We start from the raw sequence: 21,372 nt of genomic DNA, 5'->3' as shown, positions 1-21,372 counted from the left end.
GCTGTCAGCGCCATGACTTAGCCTTCGATCACTCACGGCGGCACGCGTGTCCTCTTCTGCCGCGGCCGCCCCTCACTTTTTCGTTCCGGGGGGTTCGAAACCACCGTGCGCAGACGCACTCTCCCCGCCGCGACAGCGCTCGCGGTCCTGTTCAGCTCGGTCGCCCTGGTCGCGACCGGCACCGGGTCGGCGGCCGCCGACTCCAGCACGTCCCTGCCCCTGAAGTCGACCGGCGACATCGTCGTCGACGGGGTCCACCAGCGGGTCTTCATCAGCGACCCGACCGCGGGCCAGGTCGTCGTCACCGACTACGCCGGCGCGCTCGTCGGCACCGTCGGCTCGCTGCCCGGCGTCCGCGGCCTGGAGCTGTCGCCCGACTCCGGCACCGTGTACGCGGCCGTGGGCGACGCCGACGCGATCGTGGCCATCGACACCGCGACCGCGACCGAGGCCCACCGCTACTCCACCGGCACCGCCGACCCGCAGTACCTCGCGGAGACCGGCGGCAAGATCTGGTTCGGCTACGGCGGCGCCGCCGAGGGCAACATCGGCTCGCTGGACCTCAGCGGCACCGACCCGGCCGTCACCCTGAACCAGGCGCCCACCAACGCCTGGTACTCCGCCCCCATCCTGGACGCCTCCGCCGGCGCGCCCGGCACGCTGGTCGCGGGCGCCCTGGGCCAGAGCCCGGTCGTCCTCGCGGTGTACGACGTCTCCTCGGGCACGCCCAGCCAGACCGCGTATGCCTTCGACCCGGGTTCCACGGGCGGCGGCAACCTCATGGACATGGCCGTCACGCCCGACGGCAAGGATGTCGTCACGGCCAGCGGCGCCCCGTACTACCAGGCGGTCTACAAGCTCACGGACCTGTCCAAGGACGGCAAGTACGTCACCAACCCGTACCCGAACGCGGTCGACATCGCTCCCAACGGCGATGTCGCGGCGGGCACCAGCTCGACGGACGAGGCGGACGTCCATCTGTTCAAGCCGGGCACCTCGCTGCCGCTGAAGGAGTACACGTTCGGCTCCGACCAGCTCGCCGCGCGCGGGCTCGCCTGGGCGCCGGACGGCAGCAAGCTGTTCGCGGTCTCCAGCAGCAACACGCTGTACGTCTACGACGACCCCACCAAGGTGTCGTCCACCCTCACCGCGTCCGCACCGGCCACCGCGACCCGCGCCCAGCCGCTGACGGTGACCGGCACGCTGACCTCGTCGGCCGCGTTCCCGGCGGGCACCACGGTCGCCGTCACCCGCACCGACGACGAGTCCCCGAGCGGCAAGTCCCTCGGCACGGCGACCGTCGCCGCGGACGGCTCGTACTCCTTCACGGACACCCCGCCGGCCGGCGGCAAGGTGACCTACACGGTGACCTACGCGGGCGACGCGGACCACGCGGGTGCCACGGCCTCCGGTTCGGTGACCGTCGCCAAGACGGCGACGACGGTGACGCTGAACAACAACCTCAAAGTGTACGGCTACGGCAGCGACGTCACCTTCACCGCGCACCTCGGCACCACGTACAAGAACCGCACCGTGGAGATCTGGGCCGACCCCTACGGCTCCGACAAGCCCAACGCGCTGGTCAAGAAGGGCACGGTCGACTCGTCCGGCAACCTCACGGCGACCGTCCGTCTCACCCGGGACACCAAGGTCAGCGCCAAGTTCACGGGTGACACGCGGTACGCGGCGAAGACGACGACCAACACGGTCTACTCCAAGGTGGCGATCTCCACGTCGCTGACCGGCGCCTACAAGACGGCCACCGCCTGGAACGCGAAGTACTACTACTTCCACCAGTCCAAGGACCCGGTCTTCAACACGACGATGACGATGTACCCGGGCCGCAAGTACCAGTTCCAGATCCAGCAGTTCTACAGCGGGGCCTGGCACACCAACACCACCCAGTACTTCGGCCTGGACCGCTACGGCAAGGACTCCGTCCTCCTGGACGACACCCCGCCCACGGGCGTCCGCTTCCGGATCCGCTCGTCCTACATCGACACGACGTCGGGCGACAACGTCAACACGACGACGTACGGCAGCTGGAAGTACTTCACCTTCACCCGCTGAACCGTCACCCGCTGACCTGCAGCTGCCGCAGCCGCTGATGGACGTTCTCCAGAGCGCCCCGTCGGCGGCCCGGCACCCGGCCCCTCAACTCCGCGAGCGCAGACCCCAGTTCACGCGCGTGTGCCGTGTCGTGGATCTGCCCCCACTGATGGTGGGCCCGGTCCACCGCGGCCTCCACCGCGGGCGTGTCCGGGGCCTGCCCTGCGGAGAGCCTCGCCGAGGCGACCGTCAGCCAGGTACGGCAACTGCGCACCGAGTCCCCCGCCAGCATCGCCAGATCCGCCCGGACCTCGATCCAGTGCAGGGCCTCCTCGGAGTAGGGCCCATGACTGCGCACGGCAACCTGCTCATGATGCGCAGCCAACCCATCAGCCTCCCCGGCCCGCCCGCCCTCGATGGCGGCAGCGATATCGGCGTGCGGGTCACTCGGCAAGGGGCTGTGCGAGGGGCTCAGCGCGAAGGCCAGGGTGGGGGTGGGGGCGGCAGCGGGCATGGGGGTGGACGCGGCAGCCGGCACGGGGGTCGGCGGCGCGGAAATGGGGACGGGGGTCGGCGTGGAAGCCGGTGCGAGGTCCGGCGCGGGAGTCGATGCGGGGCTCGGCGGCGCGGAAATCGGGACGGGGGTCGACGCGGAAGCCGGTGCGAGGTCCGGCGCGGGAGCCGATGCGGGGCTCGACGGCGCGGAAATCGGGACGGGAGTCGGCGCGGAAGCCGGTGCAGGGCTCGGCGGCGCGGAAATCGGGACGGGAGTCGGCGCGGAAGCCGGTGCGAGGTTCGGCGCGGGAGCCGATGCGGGGCTGTGGGCAGGGATCGGCGGGAGGTTCTGCGCGGCACTCGACGCGGAAGCTGAGGCGGAGCTCGGCATGGAAGCCGACGCGGGACCGTGAGCAGGGACCTGCGGGGCACTTTGCACCGGCCCCGGCGGGAAGTTCTGCGCAGCACTCGACTCGGAAGCCGACCCGGAACTCGGCATAGAGGCCGATGCGGAACTCGGCACGGACGTCGACACAGAGCTCAGCCCGGAAGTCGCCACGGAACCCGGCACAGAAGCCGACGCGGAGCCATGAGCAGGGACCTGCGGGGCACTCTGCCCTGGACCCGGCGGCAGATTCTGCGCGGCACTCGACGCAGGGCCCAGTACGGGACTCTGCACAGGGGCCGGCGGAGGATTCTGCCCGCCACCCGGCACAGGTACCGGCACGGAACTCCGCGCATCACCCGCCACCGGAAGCGGCACAGCACCCTGCCCGCCACCCCCCACCGCAACCGGCACAGCACCCCGCGCATCACCCGCCACCGGAAGCGGCACAGCACCCTGCCCGCCACCCCCCACCGCAACCGGCACAGCACCCCGCGCATCACCCGCCACCGGAAGCGGCACAGCACCCCGCGAAGCCCCCGGCCCCGGGGCCGGTGCCGGTGCCGGGCTCGGGGCAGGGAGTTGGGTCGGGCCCTGGGCCGTCAGGATGATGTCGGTGCCCGGGCCGCCCTCGGGGGCGATTCGGGACAGAGCCTGGTGGTGCAGTTGGTCGAGGGGTGGGCGGTGGCCGCTGCGCAGGAGGGTGGCTACGGCCTTCATGTAGGCCGGCGTCGCCACCGTGCGGCGGTTCGGCGGGGGCGCGATGCGGCCGTACACCGTACTGTTGCGGCCCGAGTCGAGGGGGTTGGCGAGGAGCCACTCCCAGGCCTCGGCGTCGGCGTGCAGGTCGAGGAGCAGGGTGGTCGAGCCCGGTGCGCGCAGGCGCAGTTCCTCGCGGAACCAGTGCCAGGGGAAGCCGGTGTAACGGACCGTCGCCGGGGTGGTCCGGGCCAGCGCGAGGTGGGGCAGGTGCTGGCGGCGGTCCAGTTGCAGCTGGCCGGTGACGAAGACGGTGAGCGGGGCGGGGGCGGCCGCGGCGGCGCGCAGGCGGGTGAGGACGGCCTGCGGTTCCAGGGGGTCGGCGAGTTCCACGACGTTCGCCGTGTCCGTGCCGGACAGCACCGTGGGCGGGACCGCGGCGAGGACGGGGAGCACGGAGGCGGCGTCCACCAGACAGCCCTTGGCCGCCGGTGCGGCGGCCAGCAGCAGCACGGTTCCGGGCATCGGTCCCTCCCCATCCCCCGTCGATCACGTACGGCAGCACCGTAACCGCTGCGGCTGCAAAGGGGGGATCTCAGGACCGCAAACGTCCATTTCCGTCCCCATTCCCCCGCATCCCCTTCCCCTGCATCCCGTTCTCCCGCCGTACCGCGAACACAGTTGTGTCGTCGTCCAGATGCCCGCCGCAGTGCCGCAGCGTGCGCTCCCGCACGAAGGCGACCAGACGCCGGGGCTGCGCGAGCCCCGGGTCGGCCGCGATGGCGGCGGCGACCTCGTCGGCGAGCGGATAGAAGGCGCCGTCGCCGTCCCGGGCCTCGGTCACGCCGTCCGTGGTCAGCAGCAGCGTCTCGCCGGGAGCGAGCGGCACCCGCAGCACCGGCGGCGGGCCGTCGGCGGGGACGAGTCCGCCGTAGCCGAGGGGCAGACCGTGGCCGGGCGGCAGGGACCGTACGCCGTCGGGGCAGACGACGAGCGGGGTCTCATGGCCGAGGACGACGGCGTCCATGGCGTCCCGCTGCTCCTTGGGGAAGCCGAGCAGCACGGCGGTGGCGAACCGGTCGCCCTCCTCCTTGCCGAGCGCCATACCCATCCGGATGTGCCGCTGCATGCGCACCTCCAGCCGTACGGCGACCGTCGTCAGGTCCACCTCGTGGTAGGCGGCCTCGCGAAACGTGCCGAGCAGCGCGGCCGCCGCCTCCACCGCGCCGAGCCCCTTGCCCTGCACGTCGCCGAGGATGACGCGGGTGCCGTGCAGGCCGGTCTGGATGTCGTAGAAGTCGCCGCCGACCCTGGCCTCGGTGTCGGCCGCGAGATACACCGCCGCGTGGTCGAGGCCGCCCCACCCCGCAGGCAACGGGCGCAGCACGGTACGCCGGACGGTCTCGGTGACGTCCTGCATGTGCAGCATGCGCTGCTCGCTGCGGACCCGGACCACGCAGGCCAGCGTGGCGAGGACGCCGCCGATGCCGGCGAGCACGAGGTCGGGCAGGCCGGCCTGGTACTCGTGCGGCAGGACGGCGTCTGCGGCGACGTACGTGGCGGGCGCGAGCACCGCGAACACGGCCGTCCCCCACACCCCGCAGATCGCGGCGGCGATACCGGGCACCAGCACGATCCAGGACAGGATCCTGAAGTCGCTGCTGGTCTTGAAGTCGACCAGCACGATGCCGACGAGCAACAGCAGAGGCGGCACCCAGGCGACGCTACGGCCGCGCACGCGCAGCAGCTGCGCCCGACGCGCCTCGCCCTGCGGGCCGGCTCCAACGTCGCTTACGGCCCTCATGGGCTTCAGCGAAGCACGGCGTTCGGTGAGCCGCATCCGGGTACCCGGGGTCTCTGAATTCGCCATCGAATTCGCCACCGAAATCGCCACCGAATTCGCACCGTCGACTTGCCGAACGGCCGCCATCAGGTGTGCCCTGGATGGCGGGGGCGAGGAGAGAGAGGAGTGCTCTCATGGCTCATGCGGCACCCGCGCCCGGCGGGCGGACTGCAAGGACGGGCACCAGCGGCACGAGCGGCCTGCCCGACGTGTTCAGCGCGCGGACGCACCGCGTCGCGAGCGTGGCCGTACCGATCGTCCTCGGCCTCGTCTACGGCTACTGGGCCGCGGCGAACCGGCGCTCCGGCGGTGAGATCACCGGCTGGAACCTGCTCTTCGGCTTCGTCACCGCGGCCGCGTTCATGGTGCTGTACGTCGCCGTGCGCTGGATCGCCGAACGCTCGATCCGCGAGGTGCACGCGATCCTGTGGGCCGCCTTCGCGGGCAGCGCGTTCGGGTTCCTGTACGACCAGACCGGCAAGAGTGTCCTCAGGTCCGCGCTCATGGGGCTGGTGATCGGCGCGGTCTTCTTCGCCGTGCTGTTCTACCGCTACTACACGCACGAGGACGCACAGGGCCGCCGTATCGGATGACGGACGCGGACGACGCACGCGGACGACACACGCACAGATCGGCCCCGGCCGCCACTGGAGCCGGGGCCGACCCGTTCCCCTTCATCCACCCACGGAACCAGGAGCGTCGTTCCGCTCCTTGCTCCTCTGATCCATGAGACACCCGTTCGGGTGAACGCTCCACCGGAGAGCGCAATAGTGCCGCCGTATGCAGGCACACCACTGGCCCGCCCGCCCCGATGACCCTTGCCTGAAGGCGTGCTCCCCCGTCTGCGGAACGCCCTGTCGGCAGCGCTGATCGCCCTGTCGTGCCTCCTGGTGCCGTTCGGCGTGCTGGCGGCCTGGGTGACGTACGGGCTGGCCGACACCGGCCGGTACGTCACCGCGATGGCGCCGCTCGCCGCGGATCCGGCCGTGCAGGGCGCGGTCGCGGACACCGTCGGGGCCGGGATCACGCAGGAGGTCGACCGCAGGCTGGCCGAAACCCCCGCGTCGCCCGAGCTGCGCACCATGCGCCCCTTCGTGCACGACGCGGTGCGCTCGTTCACCCGCACCGAGGCCTTCCGTACGGCGTGGGACGCGGGCAACAGGGCGCTCCACGACGCCCTCCTGAGCGCCCTCCAGGACGGCCGCGACCGCCCGGTCACGGTCGACGTCGCCCCCATCACCGCCCAGGTCAAACACCAGCTCATCGATGACCACGTCTCGTTGGCGCACCGCATCCCGGTCGAGCACACCGAGGTCCCCGTGCTCCCGGCCCACCGACTGGACCGGCTCCGGAAGGGGTACGACGTGCTCGAAGTCGCCGGTTTCTGGCTGCCCGTCTCGGCCGCCGTGCTCGCCGCGACCGGCATCGCGGTCTCCGTCTGCCGCCGCCGCGCGGTCACGGCGACCGCGCTGGGCACGGCCCTCGGTGGCGCGTTCCTGGCCTTGGCGGTGGCGATCGGCCGCCGGCTCACGCTGGCCGACCTGTCCGAGCCGGCCCACCGCCCGGCCGCGGGCGCGGTCTACGACGCCCTGACGCAGACCCTGCGCACGGTGTCCTGGCTGCTGGTCACCCTCGGCCTGACGGTGGCCCTGCTCTGCCGGCTCGCGGAGTTCCTCGTACGACGCCGGCGAGCGTCCGCAGCGCCCGCCGCAGATCAGGCTCCGGCGCCGACGCGAGCCCGAGCCTGACGGCGTCCGGGGTGCGGTTCGGGTCGACGACGAAGGCGGGTCCGGGCGTCACCGCGATGCCGTGCGCGGCCGCGGCGGCCGTGAAGGTGTCCGCACGCCACGGGGCGGGCAGCTCCCACCAGGCGAAATAGGCGCGCGGATCGGACCGTACGGCGAACCCGCGCAGCTCCTCGCCGACGATCCGCTGTCGGCGCGCCGCGTCCGCCCGCTTCGCCGCGACCAGCCGCTGCACCGTCCCGTCCCCGATCCACCGCGCGGCCGCGTCCACCGCGAACCGCCCCGCACTCCACCCACCGGACCGTACGGCCGCCGCCACCGCCCCGAGGCGCGCCTCGGGCACGAGGACGAAGCCGACGGTGAGCCCGGGGGCGACGCGCTTGGAGAGCCCGTCGACGACGTGGGTGAGGTCGGGCGCGTGGGCGGCGAGGGGGTCGTCGTCCGTGAGGAAGGACCAGATGCGGTCCTCGACGACGGGGATGTCCAGGGCGCGGACGGCGGCGGCGAGTTGGCGGAGCCGCTCACCGCTCGCCGTCAGGGACGTCGGATTGTGCAGGGTCGGCTGGAGGTAGAGCGCGGACAGCGGGGCTCTGCGGTGCACGGCGGCGACCGACTCCGGCTGCACCCCGCCCTCGTCCGCCGCCAGCGGGACCAAGATGATGCCGAGCCGGGCGGCGATCTCCTTGACCAGGGGATACGTCAGCGGCTCGACGCCGAGGCGCCCGCCGGGCCGGACGAGGGAGGCGAGGGTGGCGGCGATGGCCTGGCGGGCGTTGCCGGTGAACAGGAGCCGGTCGGGGGCGGGGCGCCAGCCCGGGGTGGCGAGCAGGGCGGCCGCCGCTTCCCTGGCCGCGGGTGTGCCGTTGGCCGCGGCCGGGCGCAGGGCCTCGGTCAGGACGTCGGGGCGCAGGAGCGGTGCGAGGGCCGGGGCGAGGAGCTCCGACTGGCCCGGTGCGGACGGGTAGTTGAGCTCCAGGTTGACCGGCGCCGCGGTCGCGGCTTCGACGAGCGCCCGCCCGGTCGCCGCCGGAGCGGCCCGCACGAAGGTGCCGCGGCCGACCTCGCCGACGACCAGTCCCCGCCGTACGAGTTCGGCGTACACCCGCCCCGCCGTCGACCCGGCGATCCCGCGCCGCCGCGCGAACACCCGCTGCGGAGGCAGCCGTTCGCCGGGCTTGAGCCGACCGGCGGTGATGTCGTCGGCTATGTGCTCGGCAAGGCGCCGATAGTCGTTCACGTGCTCTCCCCCTGACATTGCACCGAGAGCAAAGATCTTATTGCACCGAGCAGTTGGGCCGATCTAGGGTCGATCACATGACCCCTTCCCTCGCATCCCTAGCATCCCTCGTATCCCTCGCATACGAGGACAAAGGCGGCGCCGATCCGTCATCGACTCCCCTCGTCCTCGTCCACGGCCACCCCTTCGACCGCACGATGTGGACCCCGCAGATCGAGGCGTTCTCCGCCGCCCGCCGCGTGATCGCCCCCGACCTGCGCGGCTACGGCGCCTCCCCGGTCCTCCCCGGCGTCACCCTTCTCTCCGACTTCGCCCGGGACATCGAGGCCCTGCTGGACGACCTGAAGGTGGAGACCTTCGTGCTGGCGGGCCTGTCGATGGGCGGCCAGATCGCCATGGAGTGCTACGCCCAGTTCCCCGGCCGCATCCGGGGCCTGGTCCTCGCGGACACCTTCCCGGCGGCGGAGACGGCACAGGGCAAACGGACCCGGGGCGCCATGGCGGACCGGCTGCTGCGCGAGGGCATGCGCGGATACGCCGACGAGGTGCTGGAGAAGATGGTCGCGCCGTACGCGGACGCCGAGGTCAAGGCCCATGTGCACCGCATGATGACGGCGACGCCGCCCGAGGGCGCCGCGGCGGCCCTGCGCGGCCGGGCCGAACGCCCCGACTACCGCGACCTGCTGACCCGGGTCGGGGTCCCCGTCCTGGTCGTCGTGGGCGCGGACGACGCCTACACCCCGGTGTCGGACGCGGAGGCGATGCACGCGGCGCTCCCGGACTCGACCCTGCGGGTGATCGAGGGGGCCGCACACATGCCGAACCTGGAGCGGCCGGGGGAGTTCAACGAGGCGCTGGGGGCGTTCCTGTCCCGCGTCGACGCGTGAGCCGGGCGCCACCCATGCCCCTACGCACCACTCGAAGCCATGTTCAAGACGGCCACGAGCAGCACGAACGCGATCGCCACCCCCTGGACGGCCTTCCCCCAGCCAGGCATCGGCTCGCCCCTCTTGGCCACCGACCGCGCGGCGGTGAAGGCGACCAGCAGCCCGATGACGGCGAGGGGGGCGAGTACCAGGGTCAGCCAGTTGATCTGCACGGGCGTCATCTCGGATCTCCTTGCTCGTACTGTTCCGCTCGGTGACCGGCGCCTCATCATCGGCGCGCACCACCGGGACCCCTCCCGCCCACGCAACCTTCACCCCATGGCCCCCGTCTTTGAGGGAGGATTCGGGCATCCCACCCACGAGCGGAAGGCCGACACTTGGAGACTGCGGCTGCCGAGTGGACGGCGTCCCCGGACGGCATCCCCGGACGACGGGCCGGGCGGCGGTTCGGCGCCTGGTCGGCCGGCCTGCTGTTCCTGGGCGTCAGCGTGGTCGTCGGCTGCCGGGTCGCCGACACCGACGGAATCACCCCCGTCCCGCAGTTCCTCGCCTTCCTGCCGTGGCTGCTCGTGCCCACCGGACTCGGGCTGCTGCTCGCGCTGTTCTCGCGCTGGTGGTCCGGCGTCGTGTGGGCCGTCGCCCTCTTCGGGCTGCTGGCCTGGTTCATCGAGCCGTACGGGAAGACCGGTGAGCCGGGCGGGCCCGCGCTCGTCTCCTTCCGGGTGCTGACCTCGAACGTCGAGTTCGGGCACGCGACCGACGCCCTGGTCGCCGCCGTCCGCCGCGAGAAACCCGACATCGTCTTCGTGCAGGAGTGCGAGTACACCTGCGACGCCAGGCTCAAGGAGGCCCTGAGCGCCGGCTATCCGCACCGGGCGGCACAGGTGGCGGGCGGCTCGGCGGGCTCGGTCGTCCTCAGCCGCTTCCCGCTCGGCTCCGCCGACGGCGTCGACGGCGCCATGGCCATGCCGGGCGCCGTCGCCGACGTACGCGGGCATGCCGTACGGCTCCAGCTCGCACACCCCACGCCCCCGCTGCCCGGCCGGACCGACCTGTGGCGCCGGGAGCTGGGCGACCTGCGCGACTTCGCCGCCGAGAACACCGGGGACGGCAGGACCCCCCTCGTCCTCGCCGGCGACTTCAACGCCTCCCAGGACCACGCCGCCTTCCGCCGCATCCTCTACACCGGCCTGCGCGACGCCGCCCGGCTCGCCGGCCACGACCGCACACCGAGCTGGCCGGCCCGCACGACACCGGCGTTCGGCGTGCAGATCGACCACGTGCTCCTGTCCGCCGGCTTCTCCGCCCGTACCGCCCGGTTCCTCGACCTGCCCGGCACCGACCACCGCACGCTGCTCGTCGACATCACCCTTCACCAGCGCCGATGAGGCCGACGACGAGCTGACCAAGGGTGCTCATAATGGGCCGCATGTCCCGCGAGTTCCCCATCGGCCGCACACCCCCCGACTGGCTGGTGCGGAACCTCCGGGCCCAGCCGGCCCCCGTCAACTGGCCGGCCGTGGCCCGCGCCGCGATCGCGATGGCCCTCCCCCTGGCCATCGGGCTGGCCGTCGATCGCCCCTTCTACGGCGCCCTCGCCTCCATGGGCGCCCTCAACGGCGTCATCAGCGACACCGCCGCCGCGTACCGCGTCCGCATCCCCACCATCGCGATCCCGCAGCTCTTCGGCGCCGTCGGCGTCACCGTCGGTGCCCTGGTGTACGGCCACGGCTGGGTCGCCGTCGCCGCGGTCACCGGCGTCGCGCTGGTCTCCGGGATGATCTCGACGATCGGCGCGGTCGCCTCCGCGGCGGGGCTGGTGCTGCTGCTGACCTGCGTGGTCGGCGCGGGCCTGCCGATGCCGGGCGAGTGGTGGCTGGCGCCGCTGCTGATGTCCGGCGGCGGGCTGCTCGTGCTGGCCCTCGCGCTGCTCGCCTGGCCGCTCAGGTCGGGGGTGCCGGAGCGGGCCGCGGTCGCGGACACCTACCGGGCGGTCGCCGAGCTACTGGCGGCCGGGGGCAGCGGCAGCACACCGGCGTACGACGACGCCCGGCACGCCGTCACCCAGTCCCTGAACCAGTCGTACGACATCGTCCTTGCCCACCGCGCCCGCCATCACGGCCGCAGTCCCGAACTGACCCGGCTGCTGGCCCAGCTGAACGCCATCACCCCGGTCGTGGAGGCCGCCCCCGCCGCCCGCCTCAGCGGCACCCCGCTCCCGCCCGAGGTCCCGGCGGCCGTACGGCACCTCGCCTCCGCCGTCGAGACCGGCTACACCGGACCGATAGGGCTGCGGCTGCCCACCCCGACCACCGAGACCGCCCGCGCCGTCGACCACGCCCTGCGCCACGCCGCCGAGGTCGTGACCAGCCCGGACGTTGACCCCCATGGCATCGACGACCGCCTCGGCCGACCTGCGGCCCTGAGCATCCGCGCCGCGCGCGCCGCCCGCGACGTCGCCCTGTCCGCCGCCTCCTGGCGCTACGGCCTGCGCCTCGCCCTGTGCATCGGGATCGCCCAGGCGCTGGTGTCCCTCATCCCGGTCCCCCGCTCCTACTGGGTCGCCCTCACCATCACCTTCGTCCTCAAGCCCGACTTCGGCTCGGTCTTCTCCCGCGCCCTGCTGCGCGCCCTCGGCACGGTCGGCGGGCTGGTGATCGCGGCGGCGGTGCTCGCGGAGGTGCCGCGCGGCTGGTGGGACGTACCGGTGCTGTTCCTGCTCGCGCCGCTGATCCCGGCGCTCACCCCGCGCGGGTACGGCTACCAGACGGCCGCCATCACCCCGGTGATCCTGCTCCTGTCGGACGTCCTGAACCGCCAGGGCACCGCGCTGCTGCTGCCCCGCCTGGTCGACTCCCTGATGGGCTGCGCGATCGCCCTCGTCGCCGGGTATCTGCTGTGGCCGGAGAGCTGGCACACGCGGGTCGGCGACCGGCTCGCGGACGCCGTGGAGGACACGGCGCGCTATGTGGAGGGCGCCTTCGGGCCGGACGCCGTCGACCCACCGGCCCGCGCCCGGATGCGCCGCCGCCTCTACCGCAACCTCTCCGCCATCCGCACGGAGTTCCAGCGCGCCCTGACCGAACCCCCGCCGACCGGACGCCGGGCGGCCGCTTGGTGGCCCCTGGTCGTCGCCGTGGAACGCATCGTCGACGCGACGACGGCGGCACGGGTGCGGGTGAAACACGGGGCGGATCCGCCGTCCGCGGGCGAGGTGGCCCAAGTCGCGCGTCAGCTGTGGGAGTTGGCGCAGGGAGTGCGGGAGGCCGAGACGCTGTACGCGGTCCGTACGGACCTCACCGGCCCGGCGGACAGCGTCCTGGAGCCGCTACGGCAAGAGGTGGCGGCGGCGCGGGCGATCGCCTCCCCGCACTGAACAAGAAGGCGCGGCCGCCCCGTGCAGGAGGGCGACCGCGCCATGTGGGGGGTGGGTTCTTGACCGTGCCCGCGCTAGCGGGCCTTGTGCAGGGCCTTGTCCATCGCCGCGGCGAACCCGTTGGCCCACAGCTGCTCCACCTTGGCCCGCTCGTTCGCGTCCGGGATGGAGTTCGTGCAGGACGTGCCGGGACCGCCGCCCGACATCAGCTCGCTGCACGGCCCCTCGTAGTGGTCCGGCAGACCGAGGACGTGGCCCGTCTCGTGCGCGGTGACGCGAGTCGAGTCGTACTCCTCGTTCTGCGCGTAGTCGAGGAAGATGTAGCCGTTGCCGTGACCGTCGGTCGAGGCGTAGGAGCCACGCGAGTCGTTGCCCTCGCGGTAGGTGAAGTCGGCGCTGGAGCCCTCCTGGAGCTTCACGTTGGACACCGAGCTGTTCCATATCTCGGTGCTGCGGGCTATCTGGGCGCTGAACTTGGGTGCGGCGGACGCGTCGTAGGTGACCGTGACGGCCGCGGCCTTCGGGTTCGCGGCGCGCTTCTCGGCGACCGACTTCAGGACAGCCTGGAAGAAGGCCCGACTGGCGTCGGAATCGGCCGACTTGGCGACGTAACCGGCCTGTGCGGGGGCCGGGGCCGCCGTCGCCGGAGCGATCGTGCCGAAGCCGAGGGCCGCGACACCGAGACCGACTGCCACCGCTGAACGGGCGGACAGGGAAAAGGACATACGCATCGATGACTCCTAGGTGGGGGGTGAGTCGTCAAGGCGAGTGTCGGTGCCTGTGCGGCGGCTGTGATGATGGCAACCGGTGATAGCACGGACCTATCACGGCCCCGATTAGCAAGCTTCAGGGCGGATTTGTGCGGCTGGTGAAAGCTTTGATTCCGCTTTAGTCTCCGAGGGCATGGACCTCGAGGTGAGACACCTCCGCGCACTGTGCGCCATAGCCGACACCGGCAGCCTGCACCGGGCAGCCCGCCAGCTGGGCGTCGCCCAGCCGTCGCTCAGCACACAACTGCGGCGGATCGAGCAGGAACTGGGCGGCGCACTGTTCCTGCGCGCGAGATCCGGCTGCCGCCCCACCCCGCTCGGCCGGCTGGTCCTCAGCCGTGCCCGCCCGCTGGTGGCCGATATGCGTGCCCTGGTCGCCGAGGCGAGGGCGGCCGCCGTGGGCGGCCCGGAGCTGCGGGTCGGCTCGACGGCCAGCAAGGCCCTCGCGGGCTGGCTGCGCCGGCTGCGCGGCCACGGCCAGGACCCGACCCTCCACATGAACGTCTCCCCGAACGCCCTCCTGCGCATGGTCGCCGACGGCCAGCTGGACGTCGCCTTCGTGCACGAGGTGGAGGGCAGCCCCCTGCGCGTCCCACCCGAACTCCGCCTGCGCGTGCTGATGGAACGCGAGCCGCAGTTCGTGTCGCTGCCGACCGACCACCCGGCCGCGGCGAAGTCGGAGGTCACCCTCCCTGACCTGGCCGACGACCGCTGGATGGTCGACCCGACGGTCGACGGCGAGTGGGACGCCGTGCAGCGGATGTTCCGCGCGGCCGGCGTCAACCCCCATGTCCTGCACGGCGACTACTACACGGCGGACGCCCTGGTCGCCACCGGCGAGGTGGTCGCCGTCTGCCAGCCGACCCACGCCGACAGCCCCACCATGGCGGTACGGCGCCTGCACGGCGACCCGCTCGGCGTACGCCTGCTCCTCGCGGCCCGTACGGAGACGGACCTGGACGGCGTCTATCCCGCGCTGGAGGAGGCGTACTGGGAGGCGGCGCGGCAGGCACCGGCGTACCGGGAGTGGCTGGAACGCGACGGCGAGCGGCAGCCGCCGGTCCCAGCACTCCCGTAACCGGTGTCTGTGGGGGTCAGACGCCGATGTCGCAGCCGTCCTCGCGCCAGACCGCCACGACGGCCGGACGGTTGATCTTGCCCGGGCCCTCGGGCCAGTCGCTCAGCGGCTTCTCGGCGGTCGCGCCGTCGATCTCGCCCGGGTGCTGCACGGAGACGAGCACGCGGCGGTCCTGGATGACCGGGCCGCAGGTCTCCGCGCCCTTCGGCATCGTCAGGAACTGCTTGAGCTCACCGCGCCGGTCACCGCGCGTGGCGACACCGAAGAGGCCGTCGTGCGAGCCGAGCTGGTTGCCGTCGGTGGAGATCCACAGGTTGCCGTACGAGTCGAAGGCGACGTTGTCCGGGCAGGAGATCGGGGAGACGTCCTCCTTCGGGAACCCGGCGAAGTAGGTGGCCGGATCGTTCGGGTCACCGGCCACCAGGAACAGCTTCCAGGCGAACTTCTTGCTGTCGGCGCGGTTCCAGCGCTCGGTCAGCTCCAGGACCTGGCCGTGCTTGTTGCTGTTGCGCGGGTTGGCCTCGTCGACGGCGGCGAAGCCGGCCTTGCCCCGGTTGGAGTTGTTGGTGAGGGCGACGTACACCTTGCCGGAGTACGGGTTCGGCTCGATGTCCTCGGGCCGGTCCATCTTCGTGGCGCCCACCTTGTCACCGGCGAGACGGGTGAAGACGAACACCTCCTCCGCGCTCATCCCCTCGACGTGCGAGACGGCACCGTCGGCGGTGGCGGTGGCCAGCGGGATCCACTCACCGCTGCCGTCGAACTCACCGTCGGACGGAAGCTTGCCGGTGCCGTCGATCTCGATGGCGGGCGAGTCACCGGTGAGCTTGGCGACGTACAAGGTCCCCTCGTCGAGCAGCGAGAGATTGTGCTCCCGCACCGCCCGGCTCGTCCCCTTCTTCATCCGCTTGCTGCTGACGAACTTGTAGAAGTAGTCGAAGCGCTCGTCGTCACCGGAGTAGACGACCGGACGCCCGTCCTCGGTCAGCCGCACGGTCGCGCCCTCGTGCTTGAAGCGGCCGACCGCGGTGTGCTTGCGCGGCTTGGAGGACGGGTCGTACGGGTCGAGCTCGACGACGTACCCGAACCGGTGCGGCTCGTTCGGCTCCTGCGCCACGTCGAACCGCTTGTCGAACCGCTCCCACTTGCGCTCGCTCGCCCCCGTCCCGAGGCCGTAGCGCTTGTCCGTCGCGCGGGTGGCGTTGGCGAAGTACTGGTTGAAGTTCTCCTCGCCGTGCAGCGTGGTGCCCCACGGGGTGACGCCACCTGAGCAGTTGTTCAGCGTGCCGAGGACCTTGGTACCGGTCGGGTCGGCGGAGGTCTTCAGCAGGTCCGAGCCGGCGGCGGGGCCGGTGACCTTGAACTCGCTGGTGGCGGTGACGCGCCGGTTGAGCGGGTGCCGGGGCACGGCGGTGAGCTTGCCGCTCCCGCGATCCCCCTCGACGACGACGGCGGACAGGCCGTGCGCGGCCCAGGCGACCTCGACCTGCTGCTTGGTCGGGTTGGCGGCGTCGTACCCGCGGAACATGAGCACTTCGTCGGTGTACTCGTGGTTGGCGACGAGTATCTGCCGGCCCCGCTCGCCGGGCAGCGGGAGCAGGGCGAGGAAGTCGTTGTTGTAGCCGAACTGCTGGGACTGCGCCTCGCCGGTCTGGTTCTCCGGGTCGAACGCGGGCGCGCCGCGCAGGATGGGCTCGCCCCAGCGGATGACGATGTTCTGCGCGTAGCCGTCCGGAATCGTCACGGTATCGGCGGTGTTCGGCGCGACGGGGTCGAACCGGAGACCGCGGGCACCCCGGGAGAAGGTACCGCCGGCCCGCTCGGCCTCGGCGGCGGCCTCGGCGGCGGCCGCCTTCGGCGCGGAGACGGTGGCGGTGGCGCCCACGGCGGCGGCCGCGGTGACGACGGCGGCGGCACGCAGCGTGGTACGGCGGCTGACGGCCTCGGCGATGACGTCACCGACGTACGGGTTCGTGGTGGTGTTGGGCACCTCATGGAAACAGGCGTCACCACACCGGAACCGGCAGGTCAGGGCGGCCCGGCCACCAGGATGCGAGTCACTGTTGGTCCGGATGATCGGCAACTGAATACGCATGGCTTTTTGTACTCCCCTTGCTTCCCCTTGAGTGCAGCGTGGGGGACGGTAGGGGCACGTTTGTGCGGGAGCGGGGCGACCGTATGAACTAGAGGTGAATCAGAGGTAGACGTACGGCAGTTGGGGTCGGGGCCGGACTCGGCTCGATGCCGCCCTTGACGTACCGAGGGCCCCTGTGTCAGCCCCTCCCCAAGATCACCATCTGGGGCCGCTAACCTTACGTGTCCGTCCTGGCCAGGGATCTACGGGCATCAACTCACGCGAAGGGTTGCGCACATGGGCATTCTCACTCTCCTGCGGAACGCATTCGGCCGGTCACGCAAGGGGCGTACCGCCGAAGCAGAGGGTGCGACTCCTTCGCCGGAGCCACAGCCGACGGTCCCGTCCCCGTCCCCGGAACCGCAGCCGGCGGCTACCGCGCAGGTACCGGAACCGCGCGCGTCGGAAGGGTCGACGAAGTCGGAGGGAACCGGCAAGTCCGACAAGACAGACAAGCCTGCCAAGGCGGACCCCGTCGAGCAGACGGACGACGGAGCGCACGAGCTGGTCTCGGCCGCCTTCGACAACGTCGCGGTGCCGAAGCCGACGACGCCGGTGGAGACGCGGGCGGAGTCGGCGGCGGCGGAGCCGACGGGGGCCGAGGAGCGGGCGGCGGAAACGCCGGTCGCCGAGGAGCCGGTGGCGGAAACGCCGGTCGCCGAGGAGCCGGTGGCGGAAACGCCGGTCGCCGAGGAGCCGGTGGCGGAAACGCCGGTCGCCGAGGAGCCGGTGGCGGAAACGCCGGTCGCCGAGGAGCCGGTGGCGGAAACGCCGGTCGCCGAGGAGCCGGTGGCGGAAACGCCGGTCGTCGAGACGCCCGCGGACGAAGAAGCCGTCGCAGAGACGCCCGTCGCCGAGGAAGCCGCCGAAGCAGAGCCCGCAGCCGAGACGCCCGCGGCCGACGAGGCCGTCGCGGAAGCGCCCGTCGCCGAGGAACCCGTCGACGCGGAGCCCGCCGCCGAACCGGTGACCGAAGAGCCCGCTGCCGAGACGCCGGTCGTCGAGGAAACCGTCACGGAAGAGCCCGTCGCCGAGACGCCCACCGCCGAGGAAGCCGTCGCTGAGACGGCGGCCGAGGCGCCTGTGGCGGACGAGCCGGTGGCCGAGGAGCCCGCGCCGGTGGCGGCGGACGAGGCGCCGGCACCCGAGCCGGAGGCGATCGCCGAGGTCACCCCGGAGCCGGCCCCCGAGGCCGAGGTGCCCGCCGAGGTCACACCCGACCCCGAGCCGGTAGCCGCCGAGGCCACGCCTGAACCGGTCGCGGAGCCGGTCGCCGCCGAGGCTGACCCTGAACCCGTCGCGGAGCCGGCGCCCGCTGAGGCGTCCGACGAGCCCGCGGCCGCCGACGGCGAAGAAGCCCCGCAGGAGCCACTCGCAGCCGACGACGAAAACGCCACGGCCACCGCCGCCGACCTCCCCCCGGGCCTCCTCACCGCCTACAAGTCCGCCGGCGCCACGCTCGACGAGCTCAACCTCACCGGCACCCGGGCCAAGGTCTACCTCGTCCTCGACCGCTCCGCCTCCATGCGCCCGTACTACAAGGACGGCTCCGCCCAGGCCCTCGGCGACCAGACCCTCGCCCTCGCCGCCCACCTCGACCCCGAGGCCACGGTCCACGTCGTCTTCTTCTCCACGGAACTCGACGGCACCGCCGACCTCACCCTCACCGACCACGAGAACAAGATCGACGAGCTGCACGCGAGCCTCGGCCGCATGGGTCGTACGAGCTACCACGTGGCCGTCGACGAGGTCGTCTCCCACCACCAGAAGACCGCCCCCGACACCCCCGCCCTGGTGATCTTCCAGACGGACGGCGCCCCCGACGCCAAGACCCCCGCCACCCAGGCCCTCACGGACGCCGCGAAGAACCACCCCTCCGTGTTCTTCTCCTTCGTCGCCTTCGGCGACCCCGAGAACAAGGCCTTCGACTACCTCCGCAAGCTCAAGACGGCCAACACCGCCCACTTCCTGGCCGGCGAGACCCCGCTGGAGCTGACCGACAAGCAGGTCTACGAAGGCATCCTGGCGAACTGGCGCCCGTAGCGGACGGGAGCAGCCCAACCACCGCCCCCGCCCACGGCCGCCCCTTCCCACCCCTTAAAACGGGAAGCGGGCGGCCCACCCATGTCGGCTACGATTTCAAGGTTCACAAAACGACCGACATGGGAGCAGCCCCCGATGGCTCGACACCTCATCACCAGCGCCCTTCCGTACATCAACGGGATCAAGCACCTGGGCAACATGGTGGGGTCCATGCTCCCGGCGGACGTGTACTCCCGGTACCTGCGCCAGCGCGGACACGACGTCCTGTACATCTGCGCCACGGACGAGCACGGCACCCCCGCCGAGCTGGCCGCCAAGGAACAGGGCGTCCCGGTCGACGAGTTCTGCGCGCAGGCGCACGACCAGCAGAAGGCGATCTACGACGGCTTCAACCTGGCCTTCGACTACTTCGGCCGCAGCTCGTCCCCGCAGAACCACGAGATCACGCAGGAGATCGCGCGGGAACTGAAGGCGAACGGCTTCATCGAGGAGCGCGCGATCCGCCAGGTGTACTCGATCACGGACGGCCGCTTCCTCCCCGACCGCTACATCATCGGCACCTGCCCGCACTGCGGCTACGACAAGGCCCGCGGCGACCAGTGCGAGAACTGCACGCGCGTCCTGGACCCGACGGACCTGATCGATGCCCGCTCGGCGATCAGCGGCAGCAGCGATCTGGAGGTCCGCGAGACCAAGCACCTCTTCCTCCTCCAGTCGGTGCTGGCCGACGAGGTCGAGGCGTGGGTCGACGAGCGCGCCGACAACTGGCCGGTGCTCGCCTCCTCCATCGCCCGCAAGTGGCTCACCGAGGGCCTGCACGACCGCGCGATCACCCGTGACCTGGACTGGGGCGTTCCGGTCCCGGCCGACACCTGGCCGGACCTGGCCGCCGAGGGCAAGGTCTTCTACGTCTGGTTCGACGCCCCGATCGAGTACATCGGCTCCACGAAGGAGTGGGCGGACCAGGACCCGGAGAACCGCGACTGGCGTTCGTGGTGGTGGGAGTCGGACGCGGACGTCCACTACACACAGTTCATGGGCAAGGACAACGTCCCGTTCCACAGCGTGATGTTCCCGGCAACCCTGCTGGGCACCCGCGCGCCGTGGAAAAAGGTCGACGTCATCAAGGCCTTCAACTGGCTCAACTACTACGGCGGCAAGTTCTCCACCTCGCAGAAGCGCGGCGTCTTCACGCACGACGCGCTGGAAATCCTGCCCGCCGACTACTGGCGTTACTTCATGATGGCCAACGCCCCCGAGTCGGACGACTCGTCCTTCACGTGGGAGCACTTCACGGCCACGGTGAACAAGGACCTGGCGGACACCCTCGGCAACTTCGTCAACCGCGTCCTGTCCTTCTCCCGCAAGCGCTTCGGCGACGAGGTACCGGCGGGCGCCGAGCCCGGCGAGGCGGAGGCGAGGCTGGGCGAGGAGATCGCCCGTCTGCTCGCCGAGTACGAGGAGCACATGGAGGCCATCCAGTTCCGCAAGGCAGCGGCAGCCCTGCGCGCCCTGTGGTCGGCCGGCAACTCCTACCTCGAGGAGAAGGCACCCTGGCTGGAGATCAAGACCGACAAGGACGGCGCCGCCCTCACCCTCCGCACCGCGATGAACCTGATCCACCTCTACGCGGTGGTCTCGGAACCGTTCATCCCGGCGACGGCGAAGACAATGCGCGAGGCTTTCGCCCTGAGCGACGACACCGCCACCTGGGTCGGCGCCGACGAGGCGAAGTCCCTGACCTCCGTCCCCGCCGGCACCCCCTTCACCGTCCCGCCGGTCCTCTTCGCGAAGCTCACGGACGAGGACCTGGAGACGTACAAGGAGCGCTTCGGCGGCGAGTAGGAACGGAACGGAACGAGACAGCGCGAACGGGCCCGGAACCTGCCTCACCGGCTGGTTTCCGGGCCCGTTCGCTTCTGCCGTTCAGCCTCCGTACGCAAGCGCCAGGGCCCCGACCACGGGGGCGGCGTAGACCAGCGGGAACGGGATGTGGGCATACCACCGGGCACGCGCCACGGTCACGGCGGCCCCGAGGAAGTACAGCACCAGCCCCACCCCCGCCAGCACCCCGATAACCGGCACGAACAGCCCGACCACCAGCCCGACGGCCCCGGCAACCTTCGCCAGCCCGAGCCAGGTCCACCACGACCGGGGCACGGAGTAGTCGGTGAGCGCCTGCACGATCCACTGGGCCCGCATGAGCAGGACGGTGCCGGAGAAGCCAGCCATCAGGGCGGCGACGAGGGTCACGACGACATACGCGGTCTGCATGGAAACTCCTGGTCAGGTGCAGTCGGAGCCGCGCGGCCGGTGCCACGCGGCGGGTCCACTGCCTCCCTGACGCCGCCCGCCGCGAAAGTGTGACGGCACTACTCAGAAGATTGCCCCCTCGGCGCCGAAGTCCGCTTCCCGCGTCAGCACCCCGGCCGGCACGACGGTCACGAAGGGTGCGGTCCTGTTCCCACGCCTGGAGGAGAAACCTGGTGCGGAGTAACGCAGAAACCTGCAAGGCCCCGGTTCCGCAAGGTTCCCGGGGCTTTGCGCTGAGTTCACAGCACTCTGGTCACTTCCTGCGACTGTCGGCAACACTGTGATGCCAAGCGGAACTTGGTCACCTATGCTGATGAC

General features: G+C 71.8%; 14 protein-coding genes and 1 pseudogene. 8 read left to right on the top strand and 7 right to left on the bottom strand.

From position 1 onward, the window contains the following. Nucleotides 1-105: 105 nt before the first annotated feature. Nucleotides 106-2,070 (top strand): Ig-like domain repeat protein, encoded by a 1,965-nt coding sequence (locus PBV52_RS24575; RefSeq protein ID WP_274241131.1) that lies wholly within the window; start codon nt 106-108, stop codon nt 2,068-2,070. A gap of 1,273 nt (nt 2,071-3,343) precedes the next feature. Here the strand turns inward: PBV52_RS24575 and PBV52_RS24565 are convergent. Both PBV52_RS24565 and PBV52_RS24560 read right to left on the bottom strand, forming a co-directional pair. Next, nucleotides 3,344-4,153, bottom strand: a pseudogene (locus PBV52_RS24565) (hypothetical protein); the annotation flags it as partial. 70 nt (nt 4,154-4,223) lie between these two features. Next, the gene (locus tag PBV52_RS24560) at nt 4,224-5,432 is read right to left on the bottom strand and encodes a PP2C family protein-serine/threonine phosphatase (protein ID WP_274241130.1); all 1,209 of its coding nucleotides are present in this window, start codon (nt 5,430-5,432) and stop codon (nt 4,224-4,226) included. Nucleotides 5,433-5,605: 173 nt separating this feature from the next. Between PBV52_RS24560 and PBV52_RS24555 the strand changes: the two genes are divergently transcribed. Further along, nucleotides 5,606-6,064, top strand: a complete 459-nt coding sequence (locus tag PBV52_RS24555) for a hypothetical protein (RefSeq protein WP_274241127.1) — start codon at nt 5,606-5,608, stop codon at nt 6,062-6,064. Between the two features lie 1,033 nt (nt 6,065-7,097). Here PBV52_RS24555 and PBV52_RS24545 read toward each other — a convergent pair. Beyond that, nucleotides 7,098-8,453 (bottom strand): PLP-dependent aminotransferase family protein, encoded by a 1,356-nt coding sequence (locus PBV52_RS24545; protein ID WP_274241126.1) that lies wholly within the window; start codon nt 8,451-8,453, stop codon nt 7,098-7,100. 77 nt (nt 8,454-8,530) lie between these two features. On the opposite strand from PBV52_RS24545, the gene PBV52_RS24540 reads away from it, so the two are divergent. Next, nucleotides 8,531-9,340: an alpha/beta fold hydrolase gene (locus PBV52_RS24540; RefSeq protein ID WP_274241125.1), complete on the top strand. Its 810-nt coding sequence runs from the start codon at nt 8,531-8,533 to the stop codon at nt 9,338-9,340. Nucleotides 9,341-9,360: 20 nt separating this feature from the next. Here the strand turns inward: PBV52_RS24540 and PBV52_RS24535 are convergent, their stop codons facing one another. Then, nucleotides 9,361-9,561: a hypothetical protein gene (locus PBV52_RS24535; RefSeq protein WP_274241124.1), complete on the bottom strand. Its 201-nt coding sequence runs from the start codon at nt 9,559-9,561 to the stop codon at nt 9,361-9,363. A 156-nt stretch (nt 9,562-9,717) separates the two neighbouring features. Between PBV52_RS24535 and PBV52_RS24530 the strand changes: the two genes are divergently transcribed. Together PBV52_RS24530 and PBV52_RS24525 are read left to right on the top strand one after the other, a co-directional pair. After that, on the top strand, nt 9,718-10,728 hold the full coding sequence (locus PBV52_RS24530) for an endonuclease/exonuclease/phosphatase family protein (RefSeq protein ID WP_274241122.1): 1,011 nt from the start codon (nt 9,718-9,720) through the stop codon (nt 10,726-10,728). Between the two features lie 41 nt (nt 10,729-10,769). Then, nucleotides 10,770-12,716, top strand: coding sequence for an FUSC family protein (locus PBV52_RS24525; RefSeq protein ID WP_274241121.1), 1,947 nt, complete (start codon nt 10,770-10,772; stop codon nt 12,714-12,716). Nucleotides 12,717-12,790: 74 nt separating this feature from the next. On the opposite strand, the gene snpA is transcribed toward PBV52_RS24525, so the two are convergent. Further along, on the bottom strand, nt 12,791-13,447 hold the full coding sequence (snpA, locus tag PBV52_RS24520; RefSeq protein WP_373921899.1) for a snapalysin: 657 nt from the start codon (nt 13,445-13,447) through the stop codon (nt 12,791-12,793). Nucleotides 13,448-13,619: 172 nt separating this feature from the next. Between snpA and PBV52_RS24515 the strand changes: the two genes are divergently transcribed. Beyond that, a complete protein-coding gene (locus PBV52_RS24515; protein ID WP_274241120.1) occupies nt 13,620-14,564 on the top strand; it encodes a LysR family transcriptional regulator in 945 nt (314 codons plus the stop codon). Nucleotides 14,565-14,580: 16 nt separating this feature from the next. On the opposite strand, the gene PBV52_RS24510 is transcribed toward PBV52_RS24515, so the two are convergent. Next, complete coding sequence (locus PBV52_RS24510) at nt 14,581-16,659, bottom strand: PhoX family phosphatase (RefSeq protein ID WP_274241119.1); 2,079 nt, start codon at nt 16,657-16,659, stop codon at nt 14,581-14,583. Nucleotides 16,660-16,935: 276 nt separating this feature from the next. Here PBV52_RS24510 and PBV52_RS24505 point away from each other — a divergent pair, with 276 nt between their 5' ends. Together PBV52_RS24505 and metG are read left to right on the top strand one after the other, a co-directional pair. After that, nucleotides 16,936-18,741 (top strand): VWA domain-containing protein, encoded by a 1,806-nt coding sequence (locus PBV52_RS24505; protein WP_274241117.1) that lies wholly within the window; start codon nt 16,936-16,938, stop codon nt 18,739-18,741. A 135-nt stretch (nt 18,742-18,876) separates the two neighbouring features. Further along, on the top strand, nt 18,877-20,586 hold the full coding sequence (metG, locus tag PBV52_RS24500) for a methionine--tRNA ligase (protein ID WP_274241116.1): 1,710 nt from the start codon (nt 18,877-18,879) through the stop codon (nt 20,584-20,586). Nucleotides 20,587-20,667: 81 nt separating this feature from the next. Here metG and PBV52_RS24495 read toward each other — a convergent pair whose 3' ends face one another. Next, on the bottom strand, nt 20,668-21,015 hold the full coding sequence (locus PBV52_RS24495; RefSeq protein ID WP_274241115.1) for a DoxX family protein: 348 nt from the start codon (nt 21,013-21,015) through the stop codon (nt 20,668-20,670). Between the last annotated feature and the right edge of the window lie 357 nt (nt 21,016-21,372).

Source organism: Streptomyces sp. T12 (assembly GCF_028736035.1).
Lineage (GTDB): Bacteria > Actinomycetota > Actinomycetes > Streptomycetales > Streptomycetaceae > Streptomyces.
The sequence above is the reverse complement of the archived record's forward strand: the minus strand, read 5'-3'. Positions and strand labels throughout refer to the sequence as shown.